9 protein-coding genes, 2 rRNA genes and 1 pseudogene are annotated in these 19,945 nt (G+C 43.3%); all 12 read right to left on the reverse strand.

Translation table 11 applies throughout. The annotated features are described in order from the left end of the window. Nucleotides 1-10 precede the first annotated feature (10 nt). The 12 genes and pseudogenes from DTOX_RS25135 to DTOX_RS13555 all read right to left on the reverse strand — a co-directional run bounded on the left by DTOX_RS25135 (nucleotide 11) and on the right by DTOX_RS13555 (nucleotide 19,181). Nucleotides 11-1,468, reverse strand: a pseudogene (locus DTOX_RS25135) (IS200/IS605 family accessory protein TnpB-related protein). Further along, nucleotides 1,425-2,093 carry an IS607 family transposase gene (locus tag DTOX_RS13505; RefSeq protein WP_015758244.1) on the reverse strand — a complete coding sequence of 223 codons (669 nt, stop codon included), beginning with the start codon at nucleotides 2,091-2,093 and terminating at the stop codon, nucleotides 1,425-1,427. The pseudogene DTOX_RS25135 and the gene DTOX_RS13505 overlap by 44 nt, the downstream one beginning before the upstream one ends. Nucleotides 2,094-2,270: 177 nt before the next feature. Next, entirely contained in the window at nucleotides 2,271-2,588 is a 318-nt protein-coding gene (locus tag DTOX_RS13510; protein ID WP_015758245.1) for a type II toxin-antitoxin system RelE/ParE family toxin, read from the reverse strand. Further along, a complete protein-coding gene (locus DTOX_RS13515) occupies nucleotides 2,566-2,856 on the reverse strand; it encodes a type II toxin-antitoxin system Phd/YefM family antitoxin (RefSeq protein WP_015758246.1) in 291 nt (96 codons plus the stop codon). The genes DTOX_RS13510 and DTOX_RS13515 overlap by 23 nt, the downstream gene beginning before the upstream one ends. 474 nt (nucleotides 2,857-3,330) lie before the next feature. Beyond that, nucleotides 3,331-7,764: an AAA domain-containing protein gene (locus DTOX_RS21575; RefSeq protein WP_015758247.1), complete on the reverse strand. Its 4,434-nt coding sequence runs from the start codon at nucleotides 7,762-7,764 to the stop codon at nucleotides 3,331-3,333. A 209-nt stretch (nucleotides 7,765-7,973) separates the two neighbouring features. Then, the gene (locus DTOX_RS13525) at nucleotides 7,974-8,741 is read right to left on the reverse strand and encodes a nucleotidyltransferase domain-containing protein (RefSeq protein WP_015758248.1); all 768 of its coding nucleotides are present in this window, start codon (nucleotides 8,739-8,741) and stop codon (nucleotides 7,974-7,976) included. A 68-nt stretch (nucleotides 8,742-8,809) separates the two neighbouring features. Then, nucleotides 8,810-9,013 carry a hypothetical protein gene (locus DTOX_RS25140; RefSeq protein ID WP_422698379.1) on the reverse strand — a complete coding sequence of 68 codons (204 nt, stop codon included), beginning with the start codon at nucleotides 9,011-9,013 and terminating at the stop codon, nucleotides 8,810-8,812. A gap of 1,072 nt (nucleotides 9,014-10,085) precedes the next feature. Next, nucleotides 10,086-13,022, reverse strand: a 23S ribosomal RNA gene (locus DTOX_RS13530). Between the two features lie 556 nt (nucleotides 13,023-13,578). Next, a 16S ribosomal RNA gene (locus tag DTOX_RS13540) occupies nucleotides 13,579-15,149 on the reverse strand. Together the 16S and 23S rRNA genes form the textbook arrangement of a ribosomal RNA operon. A gap of 366 nt (nucleotides 15,150-15,515) precedes the next feature. After that, on the reverse strand, nucleotides 15,516-16,469 hold the full coding sequence (locus tag DTOX_RS13545; protein WP_015758249.1) for a hypothetical protein: 954 nt from the start codon (nucleotides 16,467-16,469) through the stop codon (nucleotides 15,516-15,518). 59 nt (nucleotides 16,470-16,528) lie between these two features. Next, nucleotides 16,529-16,999 carry a MarR family winged helix-turn-helix transcriptional regulator gene (locus DTOX_RS13550; RefSeq protein ID WP_015758250.1) on the reverse strand — a complete coding sequence of 157 codons (471 nt, stop codon included), beginning with the start codon at nucleotides 16,997-16,999 and terminating at the stop codon, nucleotides 16,529-16,531. Nucleotides 17,000-17,717: 718 nt separating this feature from the next. After that, nucleotides 17,718-19,181 carry an Msr family ABC-F type ribosomal protection protein gene (locus tag DTOX_RS13555; RefSeq protein WP_015758252.1) on the reverse strand — a complete coding sequence of 488 codons (1,464 nt, stop codon included), beginning with the start codon at nucleotides 19,179-19,181 and terminating at the stop codon, nucleotides 17,718-17,720. Nucleotides 19,182-19,945: the final 764 nt, after the last annotated feature.

Below are 19,945 nucleotides of genomic sequence, written 5' to 3' on the forward strand. Positions count from 1 at the left end.
AGCAAAGGGATTAACCTATACCTAACACATTTTTCCGGTGAATCTGCCATGAAACCAGGCTATTCACCTTCTTCCTTTTCGTGATTTTTTTAATCTTGGCCAGCACAGACTTTTTAACTGCTGACCATTGTTTCCAATTTGCCATTTGTTTAAATTCAGGTTTCTTTTTAATCGGTTTATCAAGCAGTATCTTGGGTATCTTCTCATGATTAAAGCCCAAGCCACGCCGGGCTATGACATAGCCTGCCGCTTCGTGAGCAGCTATGCCATACATGTGCTGGTATTTTAGGATGCCTATGACCGAAGTAAAAGCCGGTTTTACCTTTAATATCGGCACTCCCTCACGGGCAGCACACCGGTCAACTGCTTCTAGAAACTTCGACCAGACAAAACTGTGACTCATTCGGTTAAACTTGGCCGTTACGGACTTGTCATTTTTAAACTTCAAGTCCTCTACCGCCAGGGCGTAATCTTTTTCTTTAGCCTTGAGGATCACTTTCTTAGCCATTTCGCAGGTCCGGTTATCTCTCCGGTTTGTTCTGGCATAAGTCCATTCGCCTTGACCCAGCCATTCACTGCCCCGGTATTGCCCCAGACAGTCTACCTGGGTTACGCCTAATCCGTCCGGGTTGGTGTCTACACCAAACGCACCCTTATGGTTATATGGCATCGGAACTTCTTCTTCAATACTCACATGGACGTAATATTTACCGTCTCTGCGGAGGATTTCTACCTGATAGGCACTGCCTGTTTTAAGATAATCCAAAACCATTTGCCGGTAGTTGATACCGTTAATCTTGCCGGTCTTTTTCGATGGCTTTTGAGCTAAATAGATCGGCACCGTTATGCGGTTATACCGAACGGATTTCCCTTTCTGTACCGGGTCGGCAGCTATATCAAGATAGATTTGGTCTTGGCCTCATATATGCGGGTATTTAGGTTGCCGCCTTTGGTTTTATCTCCCCGTGACAGATAACGGTTACTTCTGACTTCCTGCCACTCTTCTCTGGTAATATTGCCTTTGCAACGTTCTTGAAAGAGCTTCTTTCCTCCGAATACAACAGGTGGAAAAGTATTGTTATCCAGGTGCTTTTGCCAGAAGGCCAGTTTACGCTGTTCCTTTTCTAACCGTTTTTGCAGTTTGGCAATCTTAGCCGGTGATTTAGCCTTGGCGATACGCTTTTCTGTAAATTCAACCTTTGCTTTGGCGTTTTCATAGTGCATCTGCACTAATTTATATTGGCTTTTGGTTGTGGTCTGGGCATCAGATACTGCATCGTTAGCCTGCCGGGAGTTAAGTCTGAACTTTCCTTGTACAGTTTATACGAATGTCCTGTACTTTCCATCCGTCCAGCAGTCTTTTAAATGCCCAACGAACTGCGGCACAGTAACGATCCATGAGGTTATCAATGTATTCTTTCTGTTTAGCTGTCAGTTCCGGGATTATCCCCATCGCCGTTGTCTTCACTGGCAGTCACCTCGCTTTCAATGACCTTTGACAGCTTTTTTGCTACTCTGCCGCCACTTTTTCCATATATACGAGCAGAAAATGACGTTGTAACAGCAATTAAATCTTCTACCAACTCTTGCTGTTCATCGACGTCTTTTTTTTCTATTACTACGATATGCCCGCCAAAGTCGCTAATGTATTTCTCCAAGTAGGCATAACCGAACCGTGCTAAACGGTCTTTATACTCAATAATTACTAAGGCGTTATTAGTCTCCTTTACAGCCTTAAGTAACTTTTGTAGACCTTTACGGTTTTCATTTAAACCACTGGCAATATCACGAAAAACAGCCTGAATAGCATATTTGTTATTTGATGCATATTCAGTAAGCCTTCCTATTTGTCGATCCAGATTCCCGGCATCAGCCTGTTTTTGTGTAGATACCCTGGCGTAGAGAAATACGGTATTTTGAATTCGGCTATATTTTTTGCCCTCAAAGGATTCTACTTGGGACATTTTATAGCGGCGATGGCCAGTAGGAGTTCTTTCTGGAACTAATATCTTTTTCTTTTCCCAAACACGTAAAGTATTAATACTAACCCCTAAATATTTAGCTGCTTTGCCAATACTTATATAGTTTTCCATCCTAATCACCTGCCAAAATTATATCATATTATGGCAGGTTTTTTTGATATTAATTTAGTTTTCTAGTAACAGTTATATCCTCCACGAAAATAATTCATAAATGCTGATTTTAGACATACCCCAGAAAGCTCACTAATTTCTTTACCCTGACAACCATTTACATCATAATATAGAAATCTATCTTATAAGCCATCCATAATCCTGCCTGCAATCCACAATATAGTCAACGTGCACCGTCTGATCTTTGATTTGGTATGGAATGAGATACCACTTCTCAATGAACATCTTGTGGTATTTGTTTGGCGGAATAAACTCGGCCTCCAGAAACGGAAAACGTTCCGGCATTTGGTGCAGGGAACGAATGGTATCCATCAGGTCGTTTTTAGTTTTGCGGGCGGCGGTGGGACTTTTCTGTGCCAGAAAACGGACATGACCCGCCAGCATCTGACGGGCACGGTCGGAAACAATTACCTTATACGGAGGTTTCTTTTCCATGTTCCACCTCATCAATAATGCTGTCCAGATAGCTGTCCAGTTCATCCGGCGTTTTTCCGGCGCGTCCGGCCATACGGTCTTCCTCGACGGCTAGCAGTTCTTCCCGCAGTTTCAGCATTTTCTCGCGGCGGGTAAACGCCTTTATATCCATCACCACGAGATCACCCTCGCCGTTTTTGGTAAGATACACCGGCTCACCTGAAGACCTGCACAAATCAGCTATCTCATTGTAGTTCTGCCGGATACTTGCGGACGGTTTAATCTGCATGGTATCAACTCCTTATAGTAAAATTCTAACTATATTATATTCCTTTCATGCTATTGAATCAACTGCTTTGGTTAGAACCTGGTTAGACCCTTTCTATTTCCTGTGGTCGTCTTATCCCTAATGTTATTTTCAAATAGTCATTGTAATCCTTTCCGCGCTGGAGCAGCTCGTTGGAAATGGTGTAGGTTGAGGGAAGGAGGACCTTGATGGTTTCCGCCGCCAATCCCTGCCGGTAAATAGCTCCAATGTGCCGTAGGATAAAAGGTCAATGGCGCTTTCGAACAGCTGAAGCCTTGTTGATTTTTCCGGAATGGAGAAGGAGAACTGCTTGTCACTGCCGCTTACGTCCCCCATAAACCGGCTGCCGGATACGCCCCGGAGCGCCCCATATCTATCCAATTAACTCTAATGGGTGTTGTTGTGTATCTACAAAGATTTCTCCGAATCATCCATTTTTTATAAGTGAGCGGTGTGTTATAAACTCTTCCCTACGGTAGTTTTTAAAAACTCACCATTAGTAAAAAGATTATTAATTAATTCTTCTACTTTGCCCCACCCAAAATACCCTGAGTGACAGCAGGCATTCCTTAGTTCCCTGAAATCAAGCAGATCCCTGTAATATGTGTCCCACCACTTTTTATCACATAGCTCGTTATTATGCGTTGCCTGTCTCTGCACCAACTGCTCTCGCTTACTTTCCTCCTTCAAAACCTGTGTGAAGGTTCCAACAGTCGCCTTTTCAGGCTGTATCTGAGACAATCTGGTCCTATTGGTACTTAGATTCGGGAAAAGCTTCTGAAAGCTGGGCAGCAGACAGTCTTTTAGCTGCAGTTCCATTGCTTTGCACAACATGATACCGCTGCAGGAGTAATCCATATGCTCCAATTGATATCGGTCTTTTAGCAATGCAAAAAGGGAATAGAGCTTGAGGCCCCATGTAATCCCCTGTTCCACCTTTGGCTCAATGCGTTGCAGATGGAGCCGTGAAAGGCCAAATGTGGCCAAATCTTCTTTCGGCAGATTATTCTGGTCGGTCCATATGTCAGAAATTGCCTTCAAAAATGTACTGACCATAACATCGTTGATCTCATCTTCCACCTGAAAGGACTTGCCGGATGGAATCTGCTTCAGCAAAGATTTTACCTGGCTTTGGTTAGCGGCTGATTCCGGGTGATCAGCAATTTCGTGTAACGCACGGATGGCATAACTGTCCATGATACATTTTACCTGCTGCATCACATTGGAATGCTGCCAAACGATATAGTCTCCAATGATGTACAAGCGGTACCTAGCTCTGGTGACAGCGACATTTACAATGTTTGTGTTTACCCAGCGCACCGCGAAAAGAGCATTTTTATCGCAGCCGAGTAGGAAGATTACCTCGTCGGCCTCCTTTCCCTGAAAGGTATGGACAGTGCCAATATGGGTCTCCGCCCAATCCTTAATACGCCTGTTGTCCCGGTATTCGGGAGAGTTTTTTAGTTCTTTCTTGAGGCCCTCCTTTACTGTGGTAAAGGGAGAGATCACATACAGGCTTGGCGTTTCCTCTGTTTTCGAAAACGCCTGCAAAATAAGCTCTATTGCCTTCTGGCCCTGCGTCTTCACATAGTGGTCTTTGGCCTTGCTGTTGTTTTCGGTACCACACACATTGATCCAGCGGGAACTCTCCAAACAGAAGTTTGCCTCATCTTCTGGTTTGGGCTTCTGCGTCTGCTGCTTCATCGTGTTGTCATACGAGATGGCGTTCGATATTTCATACATAGGGCTGATGCATCTCCGGTGCACCACCAAGGGGCATCCGACCCAGCTTTTATGCTCTCCCGATGGTTCCGTGTAGTATGTACCAATGGGGTTAATGCGATCTGCAAATTCCTGTACGGAATGGCTCTTTGATTGATATAATCGGTTTTCATCATTGCAGATGATTTTTTTAATTGTATCCATCTCTGCGGTAACAACCGGTTCCACCTGCTTTGGGTCACCCACAACAATGGCACGCTGGCAACGGTACAAAGTTCCCAGTGCCATTTGGGGCTGGGCCTGACCTGCTTCATCAATAATTAGCAGGCCAATCTCGCCCCGTTGCTTGATATCCGACAGCATGCTACCCACAGAGGCAAAGGTTGTGGAAAGCACGGGCGTCAATAGAAAAACGGTATTTAACAATGCGCTAAAGCAGCTTTCCCGGTCTCTAGGAGAGAAAGTCACCAACTTGCCCTCGTTGTCTTCAATCAAGCGCCACATTAGAGCGAGATTCTTGATGTTGAAAAGACATGATTTGGAAGCCAAAAGAAAGTTCTTATGCACCTGCAAGGCAAGGTGAAATAGCTTTTCCCGCTCCCGGTTATACTCAATGGTAAACCATGGATTCAGAACCTGTGCTTTAGTGTTCTTCACTTCCAATTTGCTGTCGTACATTTGCCAAAATGCTTCGTCCAGAACAGTCATTTGGTGTAAAATATCTTCTGCCTTTTTGGCAGCCTGCAAAATGCTCTGATACTCCACCTGGACCTTCTTAATCTCATTCTTAGCATCAGCTATCGACTGATGCATCTGATCCATTTGAGCGGTGGATGTTTTTACTAGGTCGATAGCTTCCTGCCGCTCCTGATTAATCCGTTCTGCTTGTAAAGACAGCTCATCACAGCGTTTTTTTTGTGCTTGCATTTGCATAAGGATTTGCTGTAACTGGTTGTTATGCTTATTATATATTTCTTCCTTCTGGGAAAGCTCGGAATATTTTTCATTAATGGTTTTGGTAAGCATGCTGACTTTTCCAATTAGCCCGAAAAACCAGTCTTTCACACCGCGCTTACCCTCAAGCTCCATGATTTCCTGTCGAACGTCTTGGATGTTGCTCACTGATTCCTGTATAAGATTTGACTGACGTTCTTTTTGTGTTTGAAGAGAACCAGCCGTTTGTGTTGCCTCTTGTTCTGCTGCCGCCAATTCTTGTTGTTGGTGCTCCAATTCCGCAGTCTTTGCTTGAAGCTGCTTGATATGCTGTCGATTTTTCTCTATCGTTTCGAACAGATGGCTACATTGCTGTTCAAGTTCGGATTTTTTCTTCAGAAAATCACATCTCGCGCGACTGACGGTCCCAATACGCCGCTGTATTCCTTCCACTGTGGCAAGCTGATTTTTGAATTGCCGCACGGCTTCGGTATACTGCCCTTTGCGCTCGGTAATTTTATCGTTCGTGCCAAAATCCCGGATATAAGGAAGGAGAACCTTTTGGGCATAGTGAGTTATATTGCTTGCCTTGCCGAACGGCGCGGAGATGATTCCCCAACAGTTCTGCTCTGTTTTTGGCTTTGAGGCCACCATATCATTGGCGTATTTGGTGAAGTAAATATCGGAATACGATTCAAAACAATATTGGTTTTGCTCGTCATTCCAGACTTTATGGTCCTCTATATGGGTGGCTTCCTGTATATCAAACAGCTTCCGTACCTCATCCAAACCGCTGCAAACCGCTGGATCATCTTTCTCATCCGCCATCAGCCCCTTGCACAAAGCCGTTCCGTCGGGCAACTCTTTTGTGATGTTTTCAACTGCCGCATTATTGCAGGAGGCAACCAGCATCCCATATTTTTTGATCTCGCTGTTTTTTAGTTCATAGTATACATTGTGATAATTACTGTACCCGTTTTTTGATTTGTCGCCGTCATGAAAACGTTTTTCTACAAACGCATCATCGGGATCACTGCACCCCACCAGAAGCTTGACTCGCTCCACAAGATTGCCTGCGATAATCTCCTTTAAAAGCGTGGTCTTTCCTGTACCGGGAGGGCCATTTACCGAAAAAATAGGTCTGCCGATGTCCTCCGCATGCATTCCAAAATTGACAGCCAGCTGCTGCATAAACGCCGGCATGTATTTGGAGGGCCATTTACCTGTTGGCGCCAGGGCAACGTCAAAATACCGGTTGAAGAAATCTTCCCGGCCATTCTGATTACTTCCCTCCCAGACTTTTCGGATATCCACTCGTTTAGAAAAATCAATCCAGTTGGTTTCTTTGTGCTCTTCAGCGTAAGCACCTACAATATAATCAATGAACGCCTCTTGCGCAGCATCTTTGCTGCGGAGGGAGCGGCGTAGAATATTGCTGTTAAGGATCATCTGCAAATCATTAGTGAAAAAGCTTTTGCCCAGATCAGTGAAATAAAGCGAGTCATCGTCTTTGGCCTTGTCCTCTTCGGATTGGTATCTCTTGTAGATCATAACACCTTCCGATGTTACGGAATCGCTGCTGCTGAAAAGCGGGAGGATATATGAATTTGCAACGGAATAAAATAGCTGTTGCAATAACTCGGAAGACAGTGCTTGTCCGCTACGTTTTCCATCCGCGTCGCTATGCATCAGTTGTTCTTCCATCGAGGACATGTCTATGCCGTAATCATTCAATAACAGAAACTTTGCCAAGTCTTCGTTGCTTACCTTACCTGTGCAATGTTGTAAGCGTGCGATTCCCCAAATCAGCGGAGAAATGCTGAGACTCTTTTCAATATAAGTACCCTGCGAATCGCACTTGAGCCCAATTAAGCAAATTTTGCTGTAATCCTTCTCGACAGCGTCATCCCCCAGGCCAAATTTCTGCTTGAGGTATTCATCACATTCCCCCCGGCGCACCTTCCCCATGCAGATACAAACTTCATCCGACATTTCCAGATGTGCCGGATAGGTTTGGGAGTCGTCCTCAAAAGCGACAACTGGGCCTTTCTCCTTCGGGGAGAACGAATGATATATGGTGATTTGTTTACGCCAATTGGTTTTTCCATCTGCCACTTTCTTGTTGTTATCCTGATTTTCTTTGCTTTCCACAGGGAAGTTAGCCTGGTCAAGAAATTCAACCAAATACCAATATTTCAAAACATTAGCGGCAAAGTCATATTTGTCAATATCCATGGTATTTCCTTTCCTCAAAAACATATAATTTATTTGCCATTGAGCAAATAAAGAAAAATATGATATATTGCGATTGATTTAATTTGAGTTTCGTATTATTGCTATAATTGCTGCTATCTTGAATTGCTGATTATTAGCCTAATGTGTCCACGGGAATGGGGCTCTTATTTATTTGGAATAAGCTCATTGGTCTTTCTCTACTGGTACTATTAACCCCAGATCTCTTTCAAGGATTGTCTAAATATAATATCGAACGTCTCTTCATCAACTATAGATGTAGTTTGTTTGCGCACTAATAACGACTGAAAATACTCCAGTTCATGGTTAATAAATTCGTTAATTATCTTAATTTTTGGTTCAAAAGCAAGCTCTTCACCCGCACGTTTTCTAATCAATAATGTTCTTATCTCGCTCTTCAAATTTCCTTCAGGTAATAAATTGTTTAAAAGACATTCAAATTCCATAGGTGGAACTGTGTTAAACCTTTCGATCCACATGCAAGCCAATACCGGTCTTAATACATAGAAATACTTCTTTACCTTCACCAATTCTCCCTGCAGGTATTCTCTCAGGTTCCCCCTTGCCATGTTCAAATAATGGTACAAACTTGAACGTGATGAAAATACCATTGACATTTTCTCTTTCATTATTGTAGTAAATGATGTTGCTTCTTTATAAATCACCGGAGACTGAAGCCATTCCATCAATGCAGGATTTGACTTGCGGAATAATCTTAATGCTTTTCTCAGATCCCATCCACTGAAATCCAGTAATCCCTCCATTTTCTCTAAATAATCCGGCTTATCAAAAACCGACAGATACCATTCGGTCGGATGAATATAAATAAATCGAATATCATAGTCACTATCTACGGATGGAAAACCCCAAGCACGGCTACCCGATTCACAGGCATAAAGCACCCTTACCCCATTGTCTGCCTCAATACTCATAAGTTCATCTACTATTTTTTGATTCAAAATACATTTCCTTTCCTAGCAATTACCCAACCACTTTCATCTTGGCTAATTGTTGAAATAGATTTTTCTTAAGTATAAATGTTGTATATCCTACTGCCAAATTCCAATCCATTTTTAGAATAATACTCTGGATTTCCACCATCTATCATCACAATAGCAGAAACTTCGTTTTTATAAGTTTGTGCAAATCTTATTATCTGTAAAGACGCTAATGAATGGCCAACTAATATATATGGAGGTTTCTGTCCCGACTCTATAAGGGCAGTGTGCATTTCTTTTAAGATAGAATCTATATCCCTTTATACATCTGTTACCTCACTCCATCCATGTCCTGGTCTGTCGTAAACATCTATTTTAGTATACTTTGAGATTTCGTTGTAGAGATGGTAAAAATCTGCATAGGAACTTGGATTACGCAATCCCCCATTAAAAACTACAGTAACATTGCCTTCACCTTTACTGAAAACGTTGATTTTATGATTATTTACATCAACCACTTTTCCAACTGGAGGGTAATTTTTAGAATCATTATATTCACCAATTTTTTCGTATAAAAAACCAACTAATAAAATAAAGGCTATAAAAATTAAAAATCTAAATACATATTTTCTAAATGGTTTTACACCTTTTAGAGTATTCTTTCTACTTTTTTTAATTTTTCTAAATACATCATAAACTCTCCTTAACCTATATGGAAATTATTGCGTCGTTTTCTCTCTTAGAACAGCGTATCGAACGCAAGACTTGATTTTCCACTGCCAGAGACGCCTGTATTTTTCAACTTGAGCCCTTTTCCCGGGCATAAATTGCTCGGCCATCGATAAGTCCTTACAGACACATTTAAAAGCAAGACGGCTACCCATTGCTGCTTTAGCTAATAATTTAAATGTTGGACTAATACCCTCTTTTGTCAAATACTGTGAAACGGCTTACCATATAAAAAATGTCCGCTTCTACTATATAATGTAGGCCACCTTAATTTTATAAAAGCACCGGGTTCGCATTATAGACGTTCATGCCGGCAATGCGGTACCACGAAGTATGAAAATACCACCCTTTATTTTCAGGGTAGACGTTAGAAGCTAACCATTTGGAATTTATTTTTCAAATATGTATATAGAAATCTGGGATCTGTTTTAACAAAATCAATATTGTTTATTCTTTGTTGTTATTGGTAGCTCCTTTAGAGATTTTGTCGTAATATGTCGTATGGCAAAAATATTTTACTATAAGTCAAAAACTGCGGTAAATACAACAAACCCCTAGAGAATATCTCTAGAGGTTTATATTATATTATATTATATTATTTATACAGTTCCATCAAAACTGCACAGCGTGAATATTAAGGTCAAGCGTTCGACCTATTAGTACCGGTCAGCTAAACACATTACTATGCTTACACACCCGGCCTATCTACCTGGTGGTCTTCCAGGGGTCTTATTCTTGCGAAGGGAAACCTAATCTTAAGGTGGGCTTCGCGCTTAGATGCTTTCAGCGCTTATCCCTTCCGGATATAACTACCCGGCATTGCCGCTGGCGCGACAACCGGTACACCAGTGATCCGTCCATCCCGGTCCTCTCGTACTAGGGACAGCTCCTTGCAAGTTTCCTGCGACTGCGATGGATAGGGACCGAACTGTCTCACGACGTTCTGAACCCAGCTCACGTACCGCTTTAATGGGCGAACAGCCCAACCCTTGGGACCTACTACAGCCCCAGGATGCGATGAGCCGACATCGAGGTGCCAAACCTCCCCGTCGATGTGAACTCTTGGGGGAGATAAGCCTGTTATCCCCGGGGTAGCTTTTATCCGTTGAGCGACGGCTCTTCCACTCGATACCGCCGGATCACTAAGCCCGACTTTCGTCCCTGCTCGACCTGTATGTCTCGCAGTCAAGCTCCCTTTTGCCTTTGCACTCTGTGAGCGCGATTTCCAACCGCGCTGAGGGAACCTTTGGGCGCCTCCGTTACTTTTTGGGAGGCGACCGCCCCAGTCAAACTGCCCGCCTGACAATGTCCACCGGCCTGATTCAAGGCTGTATGTTAGAACTTCAATACTGCAAGGGTGGTATCCCAACGTTGGCTCCGCCAAGGCTGGCGCCCTGGCTTCTCTGCCTCCCACCTATCCTGTACATGCAATACCAAAATCCAATATCAAGCTGCAGTAAAGCTCCACGGGGTCTTTCTGTCCTATCGCAGTTAGCCGGCATCTTTACCGGCAATTCAATTTCACCGAGCCCCTCGTTGAGACAGTGCCCAAATCGTTACGCCTTTCGTGCGGGTCAGAACTTACCTGACAAGGAATTTCGCTACCTTAGGACCGTTATAGTTACGGCCGCCGTTTACCGGGGCTTCAATTCAAAGCTTCGAGTTGCCTCTGACCTCTCCTCTTAACCTTCCGGCACCGGGCAGGCGTCAGCTCCTATACTTCATCTTAGCGATTTAGCAGGAACCTGTGTTTTTGGTAAACAGTCGCTTGGGCCTTTTCTCTGCGGCCTCTTCACGCTCCGAATGTATAAATCTTCACGTTAATGAGGCACCCCTTCTCCCGAAGTTACGGGGTCATTTTGCCGAGTTCCTTAACGAGGGTTCTCTCGCGCGCCTTAGGATTCTCACCCTACCTACCTGTGTCGGTTTGCGGTACGGGCACCAATGAGTCTCGTTAGAGGTTTTTCTTGACAGTATGGGTTCAACCACTTCGGTACTTGTTTTCCCTCCCCATCACTTCTCAGGCTTTGTGTCAGACGGATTTGCCTGTCTGACGCCCTACGAGCTTGGACGCGCTTTTCCATCCGCGCGCTTGGCCTACCCTCCTGTGTCACCCCATCCTGATAACGACTTTTGGTGGCATAGGATTTTCAACCTATTGTCCATCGCCTACGCCTTTCGGCCTCGGCTTAGGTCCCGGCTTACCCTGGGCGGACGAGCCTTCCCCAGGAATCCTTAGGTTTTCGGCGGGCAGGATTCTCACCTGCCTTTTCGCTTACTTATACCGGCATTCTCACTTCCATACGCTCCACCGCTCCTTACGGTACGACTTCGCTGCATATGGAACGCTCCTCTACCATGTCTTACGACATCCGTGGCTTCGGTGACATGCTTTAGCCCCGTTACATTTTCGGCGCAGGGCCACTTGACCAGTGAGCTATTACGCACTCTTTGAATGGTGGCTGCTTCTAAGCCAACATCCTGGTTGTCTGTGCAACCCCACATCCTTTTCCACTTAGCATGTCTTTGGGACCTTAGCCGACGGTCTGGGCTGTTTCCCTTTTGACTATGAACCTTAGCACCCATAGTCTGACTCTTGAGTATGTTTTAATCCGGCATTCGGAGTTTGATTGAGTTCGGTAACCGGTGAAGGCCCCTAGCCCAGTCAGTGCTCTACCTCCGGATTTTTTTCTCAAGGCTAGCCCTAAAGCTATTTCGAGGAGAACCAGCTATCTCCGGGTTCGATTGGCATTTCACCCCTACCCACGTTTCATCCGCCTCCTTTTCAACGAAGGTCGGTTCGAGCCTCCACTTTATTTTACTAAAGCTTCACTCTGAACATGGGTAGATCACCCGGTTTCGGGTCTACTCCAACGGACTTGCCGCCCTATTAAGACTTGCTTTCGCTTCGGCTCCGTCTTTTCTGACTTAACCTTGCCCGTTAGATGTAACTCGCCGGTCCGTTCTACAAAAAGTACGCCGTCACACTTTTAACGTGCTTCGACTGGCTTGTAAGCATACGGTTTCAGGTTCTTTTTCACTCCCCTTCCGGGGTGCTTTTCACCTTTCCCTCACGGTACTAATCACTATCGGTTGCTGCAGGTATTTAGCCTTGGGAGATGGTCCTCCCTGTTTCCCACGGGGTTCCTCGTGTCCCGCGGTACTTGGGATCCACTCTAAACTTCTCGCCTTTTCGTCTACAGGGTTATTACCTTTTATAACGGGTCTTTCCAGACCTCTTCGACTAAGGCAATGGTTTGTGATGAGTGTCCCGCTACCCCTAATCTGCAAGCAGTTTAGGTTTTGGCTGGTCCCTTTTCGCTCGCCGCTACTCGGGGAATCGCTGTTGCTTTCTTTTCCTCAGGGTACTAAGATGTTTCAGTTCCCCTGGTGCCCTCCTGTAACTTATGTATTCGGTTACAGGTGACGAGGGTTTGCCTCGCCGGGTTGCCCCATTCGGATATCCACGGATCGTTGCCTGCTTGCGGCTTCCCGTGGCTTTTCGCAGCTTGCCGCGTCCTTCTTCGGCCTGCAGCACCTAGGCATTCACCGTATGCTCTTTTTTGCTTGACCTATTTTTTGCGCTTGAGAGTTCTATTTTGTTAAATAGAGCTTTCTTTTACTTCACGCTGTGTAGTTTTCAAAGAACTTTTTTATTGTTTAACCTACTTTTGGTTGCTGGTCTTTGGGTAGTTAGGCTATCCCAGAGACAACAACCCCGGCACTTTGTGCCGGCAAGATGTTATTTTACTCTTTGTTTTAACTCAAGTCAACAGCTAATTTCTGGCTATTGATCATGTGTTAGAAAAAACCCCTCTTAGGGGCAAATTTAGTTTCCGGCAACGTCTTACTCTCCCAGGGGGTAACCCCAAGTACCATCAGCGCTGAAGAGCTTGACTTCCGTGTTCGCCTGTGCCCCGAAGGGGTAGGATGGGAACGGGCCCTGAAAGGGTTCTCGTGCCCCGAAGGGGTATATGACCTCTTCGCTATTGCCACCGGAAAAAGTCTCTCAAAACTAAACAGTTTGTCGATGGATGTCGACCAATATTGAGATATGGAGCTTCCGTTAGCTGTGAGTGATTTCTCTCCCAGTGGCTAACCGTTAACCACCAACATCCAATATCCTTAGAAAGGAGGTGATCCAGCCGCACCTTCCGATACGGCTACCTTGTTACGACTTCACCCCAATCACCGACCCCACCTTCGACGGCTCTCTCTCTTGCGAGTTAAGTCACCGGCTTCGGGTGTTGCCGACTTTCGTGGTGTGACGGGCGGTGTGTACAAGGCCCGGGAACGTATTCACCGCAGTATGCTGACCTGCGATTACTAGCGATTCCGACTTCATGTAGGCGAGTTGCAGCCTACAATCCGAACTGGGACCTGTTTTTAGGGGTTGGCTCTACTTCACAGTTTCGCTTCCCTCTGTTCAGGCCATTGTAGTACGTGTGTAGCCCAAGACATAAGGGGCATGATGATTTGACGTCATCCCCACCTTCCTCCGTTTTGTCAACGGCAGTTCTGCCAGAGTTCCCACCTTTATGTGCTGGCAACTGGCTGTAGGGGTTGCGCTCGTTGCGGGACTTAACCCAACATCTCACGACACGAGCTGACGACAACCATGCACCACCTGTCTCCGTGTTTACCCGAAGGTGAAAAACCGTGTTTCCACAGCTGTCACGGGATGTCAAGCCTTGGTAAGGTTCTTCGCGTTGCGTCGAATTAAACCACATACTCCACCGCTTGTGCGGGCCCCCGTCAATTCCTTTGAGTTTCAGTCTTGCGACCGTACTCCCCAGGCGGAGTGCTTATTGTGTTAACTGTGGCACCGAGGGGGTCGATACCCCCGACACCTAGCACTCATCGTTTACGGCGTGGACTACCAGGGTATCTAATCCTGTTTGATCCCCACGCTTTCGCGCCTCAGTGTCAGTTACAGGCCAGGAAGTCGCCTTCGCCACTGGTGTTCCTCCTAATATCTACGCATTTCACCGCTACACTAGGAATTCCACTTCCCTCTCCTGCACTCAAGTCTACCAGTTTCAGAAGCAGTCTCCAGGTTGAGCCCGGAGTTTTCACTTCTGACTTAATAAACCACCTACTCGCCCTTTACGCCCAGTAATTCCGGACAACGTTTGCCACCTACGTATTACCGCGGCTGCTGGCACGTAGTTAGCCGTGGCTTCCTCTTATTGTACCGTCATTTTTCCTTGCTGTTTACAAGAAATCTGTTCGTCCAATATCACAGAGCTTTACAATCCGAAGACCTTCTTCGCTCACGCGGCGTTGCTCCGTCAGGCTTTCGCCCATTGCGGAAGATTCCCCACTGCTGCCTCCCGTAGGAGTCTGGACCGTGTCTCAGTTCCAGTGTGGCCGATCACCCTCTCAGGCCGGCTACCCATCGTCGCTTTGGTGGGCCGTTACCCCACCAACTGGCTAATGGGACGCGGATTCATCTGTAAGCGGCAGCATTGTAAAGAGGCCACCTTTTCTCTTTTCACCATGCGATAAAAAGAGGTTATCCGGTATTAGCACCGGTTTCCCGGCGTTATTCCTGTCTTACAGGCAGATTATCCACGCGTTACTCACCCGTCCGCCACTAAGTTAAGCAAAAAGTAAACTCTTTTCTTAACTCCGTTCGACTTGCATGTGTTAAGCACGCCGCCAACGTTCGTCCTGAGCCAGGATCAAACTCTCCGTTAAATATGTGAAAAGTTTGATTGCTCATTAAGATTTGGCTTAAATTTCGTTAAAAGTTAAAACTTTTGACGAGGTTTGTTTAATTTCATCCATCTTACACTGTTTAGTTTTCAAAGACCTGTTTGTTCGCCGGTTTTCCGCCGGCAAGAATTTATTTTATCAGGTCTTGTCCTCTCGGTCAAGAACCAGTTTTTGTTATCGCCACCGCAACGGCGACAATATGTATTTTACCGCAATATACGCTATAAATCAATAGGTAATATTTGAAAACATATATTACCTGTAACTACCATCAAACACTATGAATTTATTATTCACCCACGAAATCAGTGATCGATTCCGTGAAAATATACAAATATCCTGTTAATACTATTCTTCATATTCTGTCTTTCCCTGTTTTCCTTTTTCCATGTCAACCTGTGGTTCGTTGTTTTTAGGTTCAATGACTTTTTTTGAATTTAGTTCACTCGGGGACATTATTATACCAGGAAGTATTACTTTTTTACTATTGTTTAATGACTTAGCTATTGCGATTAATTGATCTAAACTTGTTCCTTCGGGGCCGCGGGTACCCAAAAGTGAGTATGTTACACCATCTTTCCACCACTCAAAAACACCAGATCGGGGTACTTTATCTCCCTCAATGTTATTATATCCTGTTTCGATGGCGAATGCTGAAATACCATCAATATCTATTAGGCTTGGAAGCTTGTCAGCGTGATTGATGCCTGAATTAATTTCTGCTTTCAATTTATTAACATGATCGGCAAAATCCGGTTGAGCAGGATCCAAAATAGCTGACAATGTTATGCCGTTAACACCGTTCGCATAGTGAACCAATAATAAACGATCACTATATTTATCGTTCTTTGTGACATAGAAAGCAGTCGGTTTTCCGGTTAGTGATTCACTTGGCATTTTAAATTGAAAAGGTAGATTTTTGCCGGCTTCTTCGGCGTTTGTGTATGACCATCTAAAAGAGGCGGTATTATCAAACACTTTTTGACGTTCCTGGTCAGGCATAGCAAGCATATTTGCCGTTTCAGTACTATACGTCTTTGCTTGTTTTACATCTGATTTCTTATCGCTTTGTACATAATATCCAACGGTTGTTGTGGTAATCAATAATAAACCTAGAAGGATTACTTTAATAACTATGGATACCAACGTTTTTGTATCAGGAAATAATTCCAGTACAGCTTCCTTAAAATCCTTTAGAGCAGTACGTCCAATTTCCACAAACCCAACGTCATCAGCACCGGCATCTAAGAAAATTTTCTTCAATCGACTCGAACTTAATTTAACTCGTTTGTTTTTTTTCATATTCATCTTCCTCTCTATTTATATGTATATACACATATTAGAGCAAATTTATCTATAAATCACTTTCTCTTAACTAACTTGGTAAGAATCTGTAAATCTTCTAGAAGTGTTTTCATTTTCTCTTCTCCTAGTTCACTGGACAAACTTTCTTGTATACCCTCCCACAGAGGTAAGGCTTTTCGTAAGGCAGAGGCACCGTCTTCTGTTAGTCTTATACTTTGCTGGCGCCGATCTTCTCCATCTTCTATTATCAATAAACCTTTTTTTTCTAAAATTCTAGCATTTCGGCTTAGAGTAGTACGGTCCATACCCAAGGGTCGTGCAAGCTTACCAATAGTTATATCTTCTCGGCCAGCTATCGCCATCAACAGCGAAAACTGGGTTACCTTAAGATGAGCTGGCTTTAGTGCCTGGTCATAAATCTGGCTTAAAAGACGGGATGCCTTACGAAGATTGAAGCACACACACTTCTTGCCGGTTTCTTTCGATATTTCTCTTAAGTTTTCCTTGGCTGAATTATCTGGTTTCATGCAATTAATACCTCTTACTGAATGGAGTTAATAAGAGTATATACACATAATAACCTTATGTCAATCTAATACCTTTTTGATAATGTCATTCTCCATTAGAGGTGTCAATATCAAATTTTGTTAAGTCTATATAAAACATATTAATACTATCTTCTCTTGACGGCTCACCATATTTTTTAACTGCTGTAGATTTATTATCCACAACTTTCAAGCCCCCTACAGTTACATAATTTGGTGATATTATTTATCTTTTGTCCATATTTTGAATAATTTATCGAATGCTCAAAAAAACAACAAAACTGCTATTAATAGTAGTAGTTAAAGCTTATTGTTAATATATGAAATACTAAATCAGTAATTCACTATAATTCCCCTGCTGTGACCAGCTGGTCAATAGATAATTCTGCAATACACCCCCGTGTAACTTAGTAAGTTTCAAGAAAAAAGGAACTCGCCAATGTTAGGGGATGTTGACAAATGACATAAGATGATCAATCTTTTCACGAAAAAGGTGCCTGAAAAACCCTTGATTTTCTCGGGTTCTCAACCCTTTTTTTGTATAAAAGCGTAGTTTGTCAACAGACCCATTAACCGGCGAGCCCTGTATATTTGTGGTTTGATGTACATTTTCCTTGAACTGTGCAGTAAGGGTGGGGTAATTTTGCTCTAGCTATTGTTATGTTGCGAATCAAGAGATTGGTTTCAGCATGTGCATTTACTATTTTATTTGCACAATTTTGCCTTCCTGTATTTCATAGACTAAATCCGCCACATTTTCCAAAAGCCTTTTATCATGTGAAATAAATAAAATCGTGCCCTCATAATTTTTCATCAATGCTTCCAATGCTTCTATGCTGGGCAAATCGAGAAAGTTACTCGGCTCATCCATCAGTAGAATATTATAGCGTCCCAATAACATTTTAGCCAACAGTAGCTTGATGGTTTCACCACCGCTTAGTACGAATAATTTCTTACGAATGTCATTCTCAGGAAATCCCAGCGATGCCATCACCGAACGAATTTCAGGAACTTGGTAATCGCAATTCTCCTGCATAAATTCCATGATCCCTTGATTACGGTTATACTTATAACCATTTTGGTCAAAATAACCGATCACAGCCTTAGGAGAAATTGAGATCCCAGCTTCATTGTTTAAAATCATTTTAAATAAAGTTGTCTTTCCTGCAGCGTTACCACCGGTTAGTGCCACCTTTGCTCCGAGTGGGATGTTAAAGGATGCTTTTTCGAACAACACTTTATTGCCAAACCTTTTACTAATTTCTGCAGCGGTAATCGGATATGGATTATGGAGTGCCAATGCCTTACTCTGCCGGAAACGAATAGTGCGAATGTTTTCTGGAGCTTCTACATCCCCGAGAGCGACAATTCTATGTTCCATAGACTTAACAGCATTGTACAGTGTTTTTTGCTTGCTGCCCATTGTTTTTTGATGTCCCAAACGTCCACGGCTTTCGGAATTGTTTATCTTTGCAGCACCCTTTGCTTTCTGGTCTATTTTACGGGCCTGTTTTCTCTTTTCTTCAGCAGCCCGTTCTAATCGATCACGTTCCGCAACAAATTGTTCGAATCTTGCAGCCTGGCTTTGACGTTTCTCCTCTTTCTGACGCAGATAGCCGGAATAATTACCACAATACTCTATAATTTTTCCGTTTTTCAATTCCCATATTTTATCTACCACCTCATCAAGAAAATAGCGGTCATGGCTGATAATCAGTAATGCACCGGAAAAAAATTTCAATTGGCCGATTAAAAAATCTATTCCTTCATGATCTAAGTGACAGGTAGGTTCATCTGCAAAAATACCATGTACCTGTTCCGAAAGAGCCTGTGCTATTTTAAGTCTTGTTTCTTCACCGCCACTCATGGTCTGTATCTTTATTTGCTGAACGCCCAGTTTACCCATAAGTGCAAAATCTTTAATCCCTTGAAATGTTACTTCATCTAATTGGGGGATATAAGTAAACCGTCCGAAACGATTGACTTTACATCTCGGTGGAGTTAATTCACCCAAAAGCACTTTGAGTAAGGTACTTTTTCCCGCACCATTTGCTCCCACCAGACCAATACGATCATAATCGTATAATTCTAATTCATCAATATTTAAAATATCACATCCGGTATATTCTACACAGACATTTTCTGCTTTTATTAGTAATTCCATTTTTCTACCTCCTGTCTAAAATCGCACATTTTCTTTTACCTTTTCACAAGGGAAAACCTTGCGACTTAAGAAGGAAGGATTACATGAAAATAAGATACATAAATATTTCTCCTCGTACATTTTTATTGTTGGTTTTATTCTGGTATTAGGCAATAAAAAATGCAGACTAAAATCCGCAATGCGAGCTTTAGTCTGCATATCAACGTTAAAGACACACGAGAAAAAACGTATAACCTAAATGGTTTACACTTCACCCGTATCCATGTCCTGATTCGCAAAATAAGCACAACAAAAAAGCCCACAATTGTGGATGGTATTGCCACTTTTTTATTGTTGGCTTATCTTAAACGAATAGACCACATAGATATAATGTCCTCCTTAGCATTTTTTCAACAGCTTCCGTAACGCTATCCACCATATCTTTAGGAACTTTCTGAAGATCTGTATTCTTAAAATCTTCCCAGTGATCACTAAAGATTTGTTTTATTTAATTGTACCTTTTGCTAGCATATCTTAATTCTACACTTATTCACAGATTTCGAAAAGCATAATTTCCTAAACAAGTGAACCTCCAGAATTAAAGTTTATTCTGACGGCTGTTAATATTCCTACCCATTTAATTTCTTTCCACTTTTCTTTTTTAGTCAAAAGAGTTGAGCATAAGGAAAATTTACCGGAAATCACAATCAATGACGGTGGGCAGAAATTTTTGCCATAAAGCAGAAGAATTGAAGATAAACGTAGAAAAAAACCAACTCATGCTC

It is taken from the genome of Desulfofarcimen acetoxidans DSM 771, from assembly GCF_000024205.1.
GTDB lineage: Bacteria > Bacillota > Desulfotomaculia > Desulfotomaculales > Desulfofarciminaceae > Desulfofarcimen > Desulfofarcimen acetoxidans.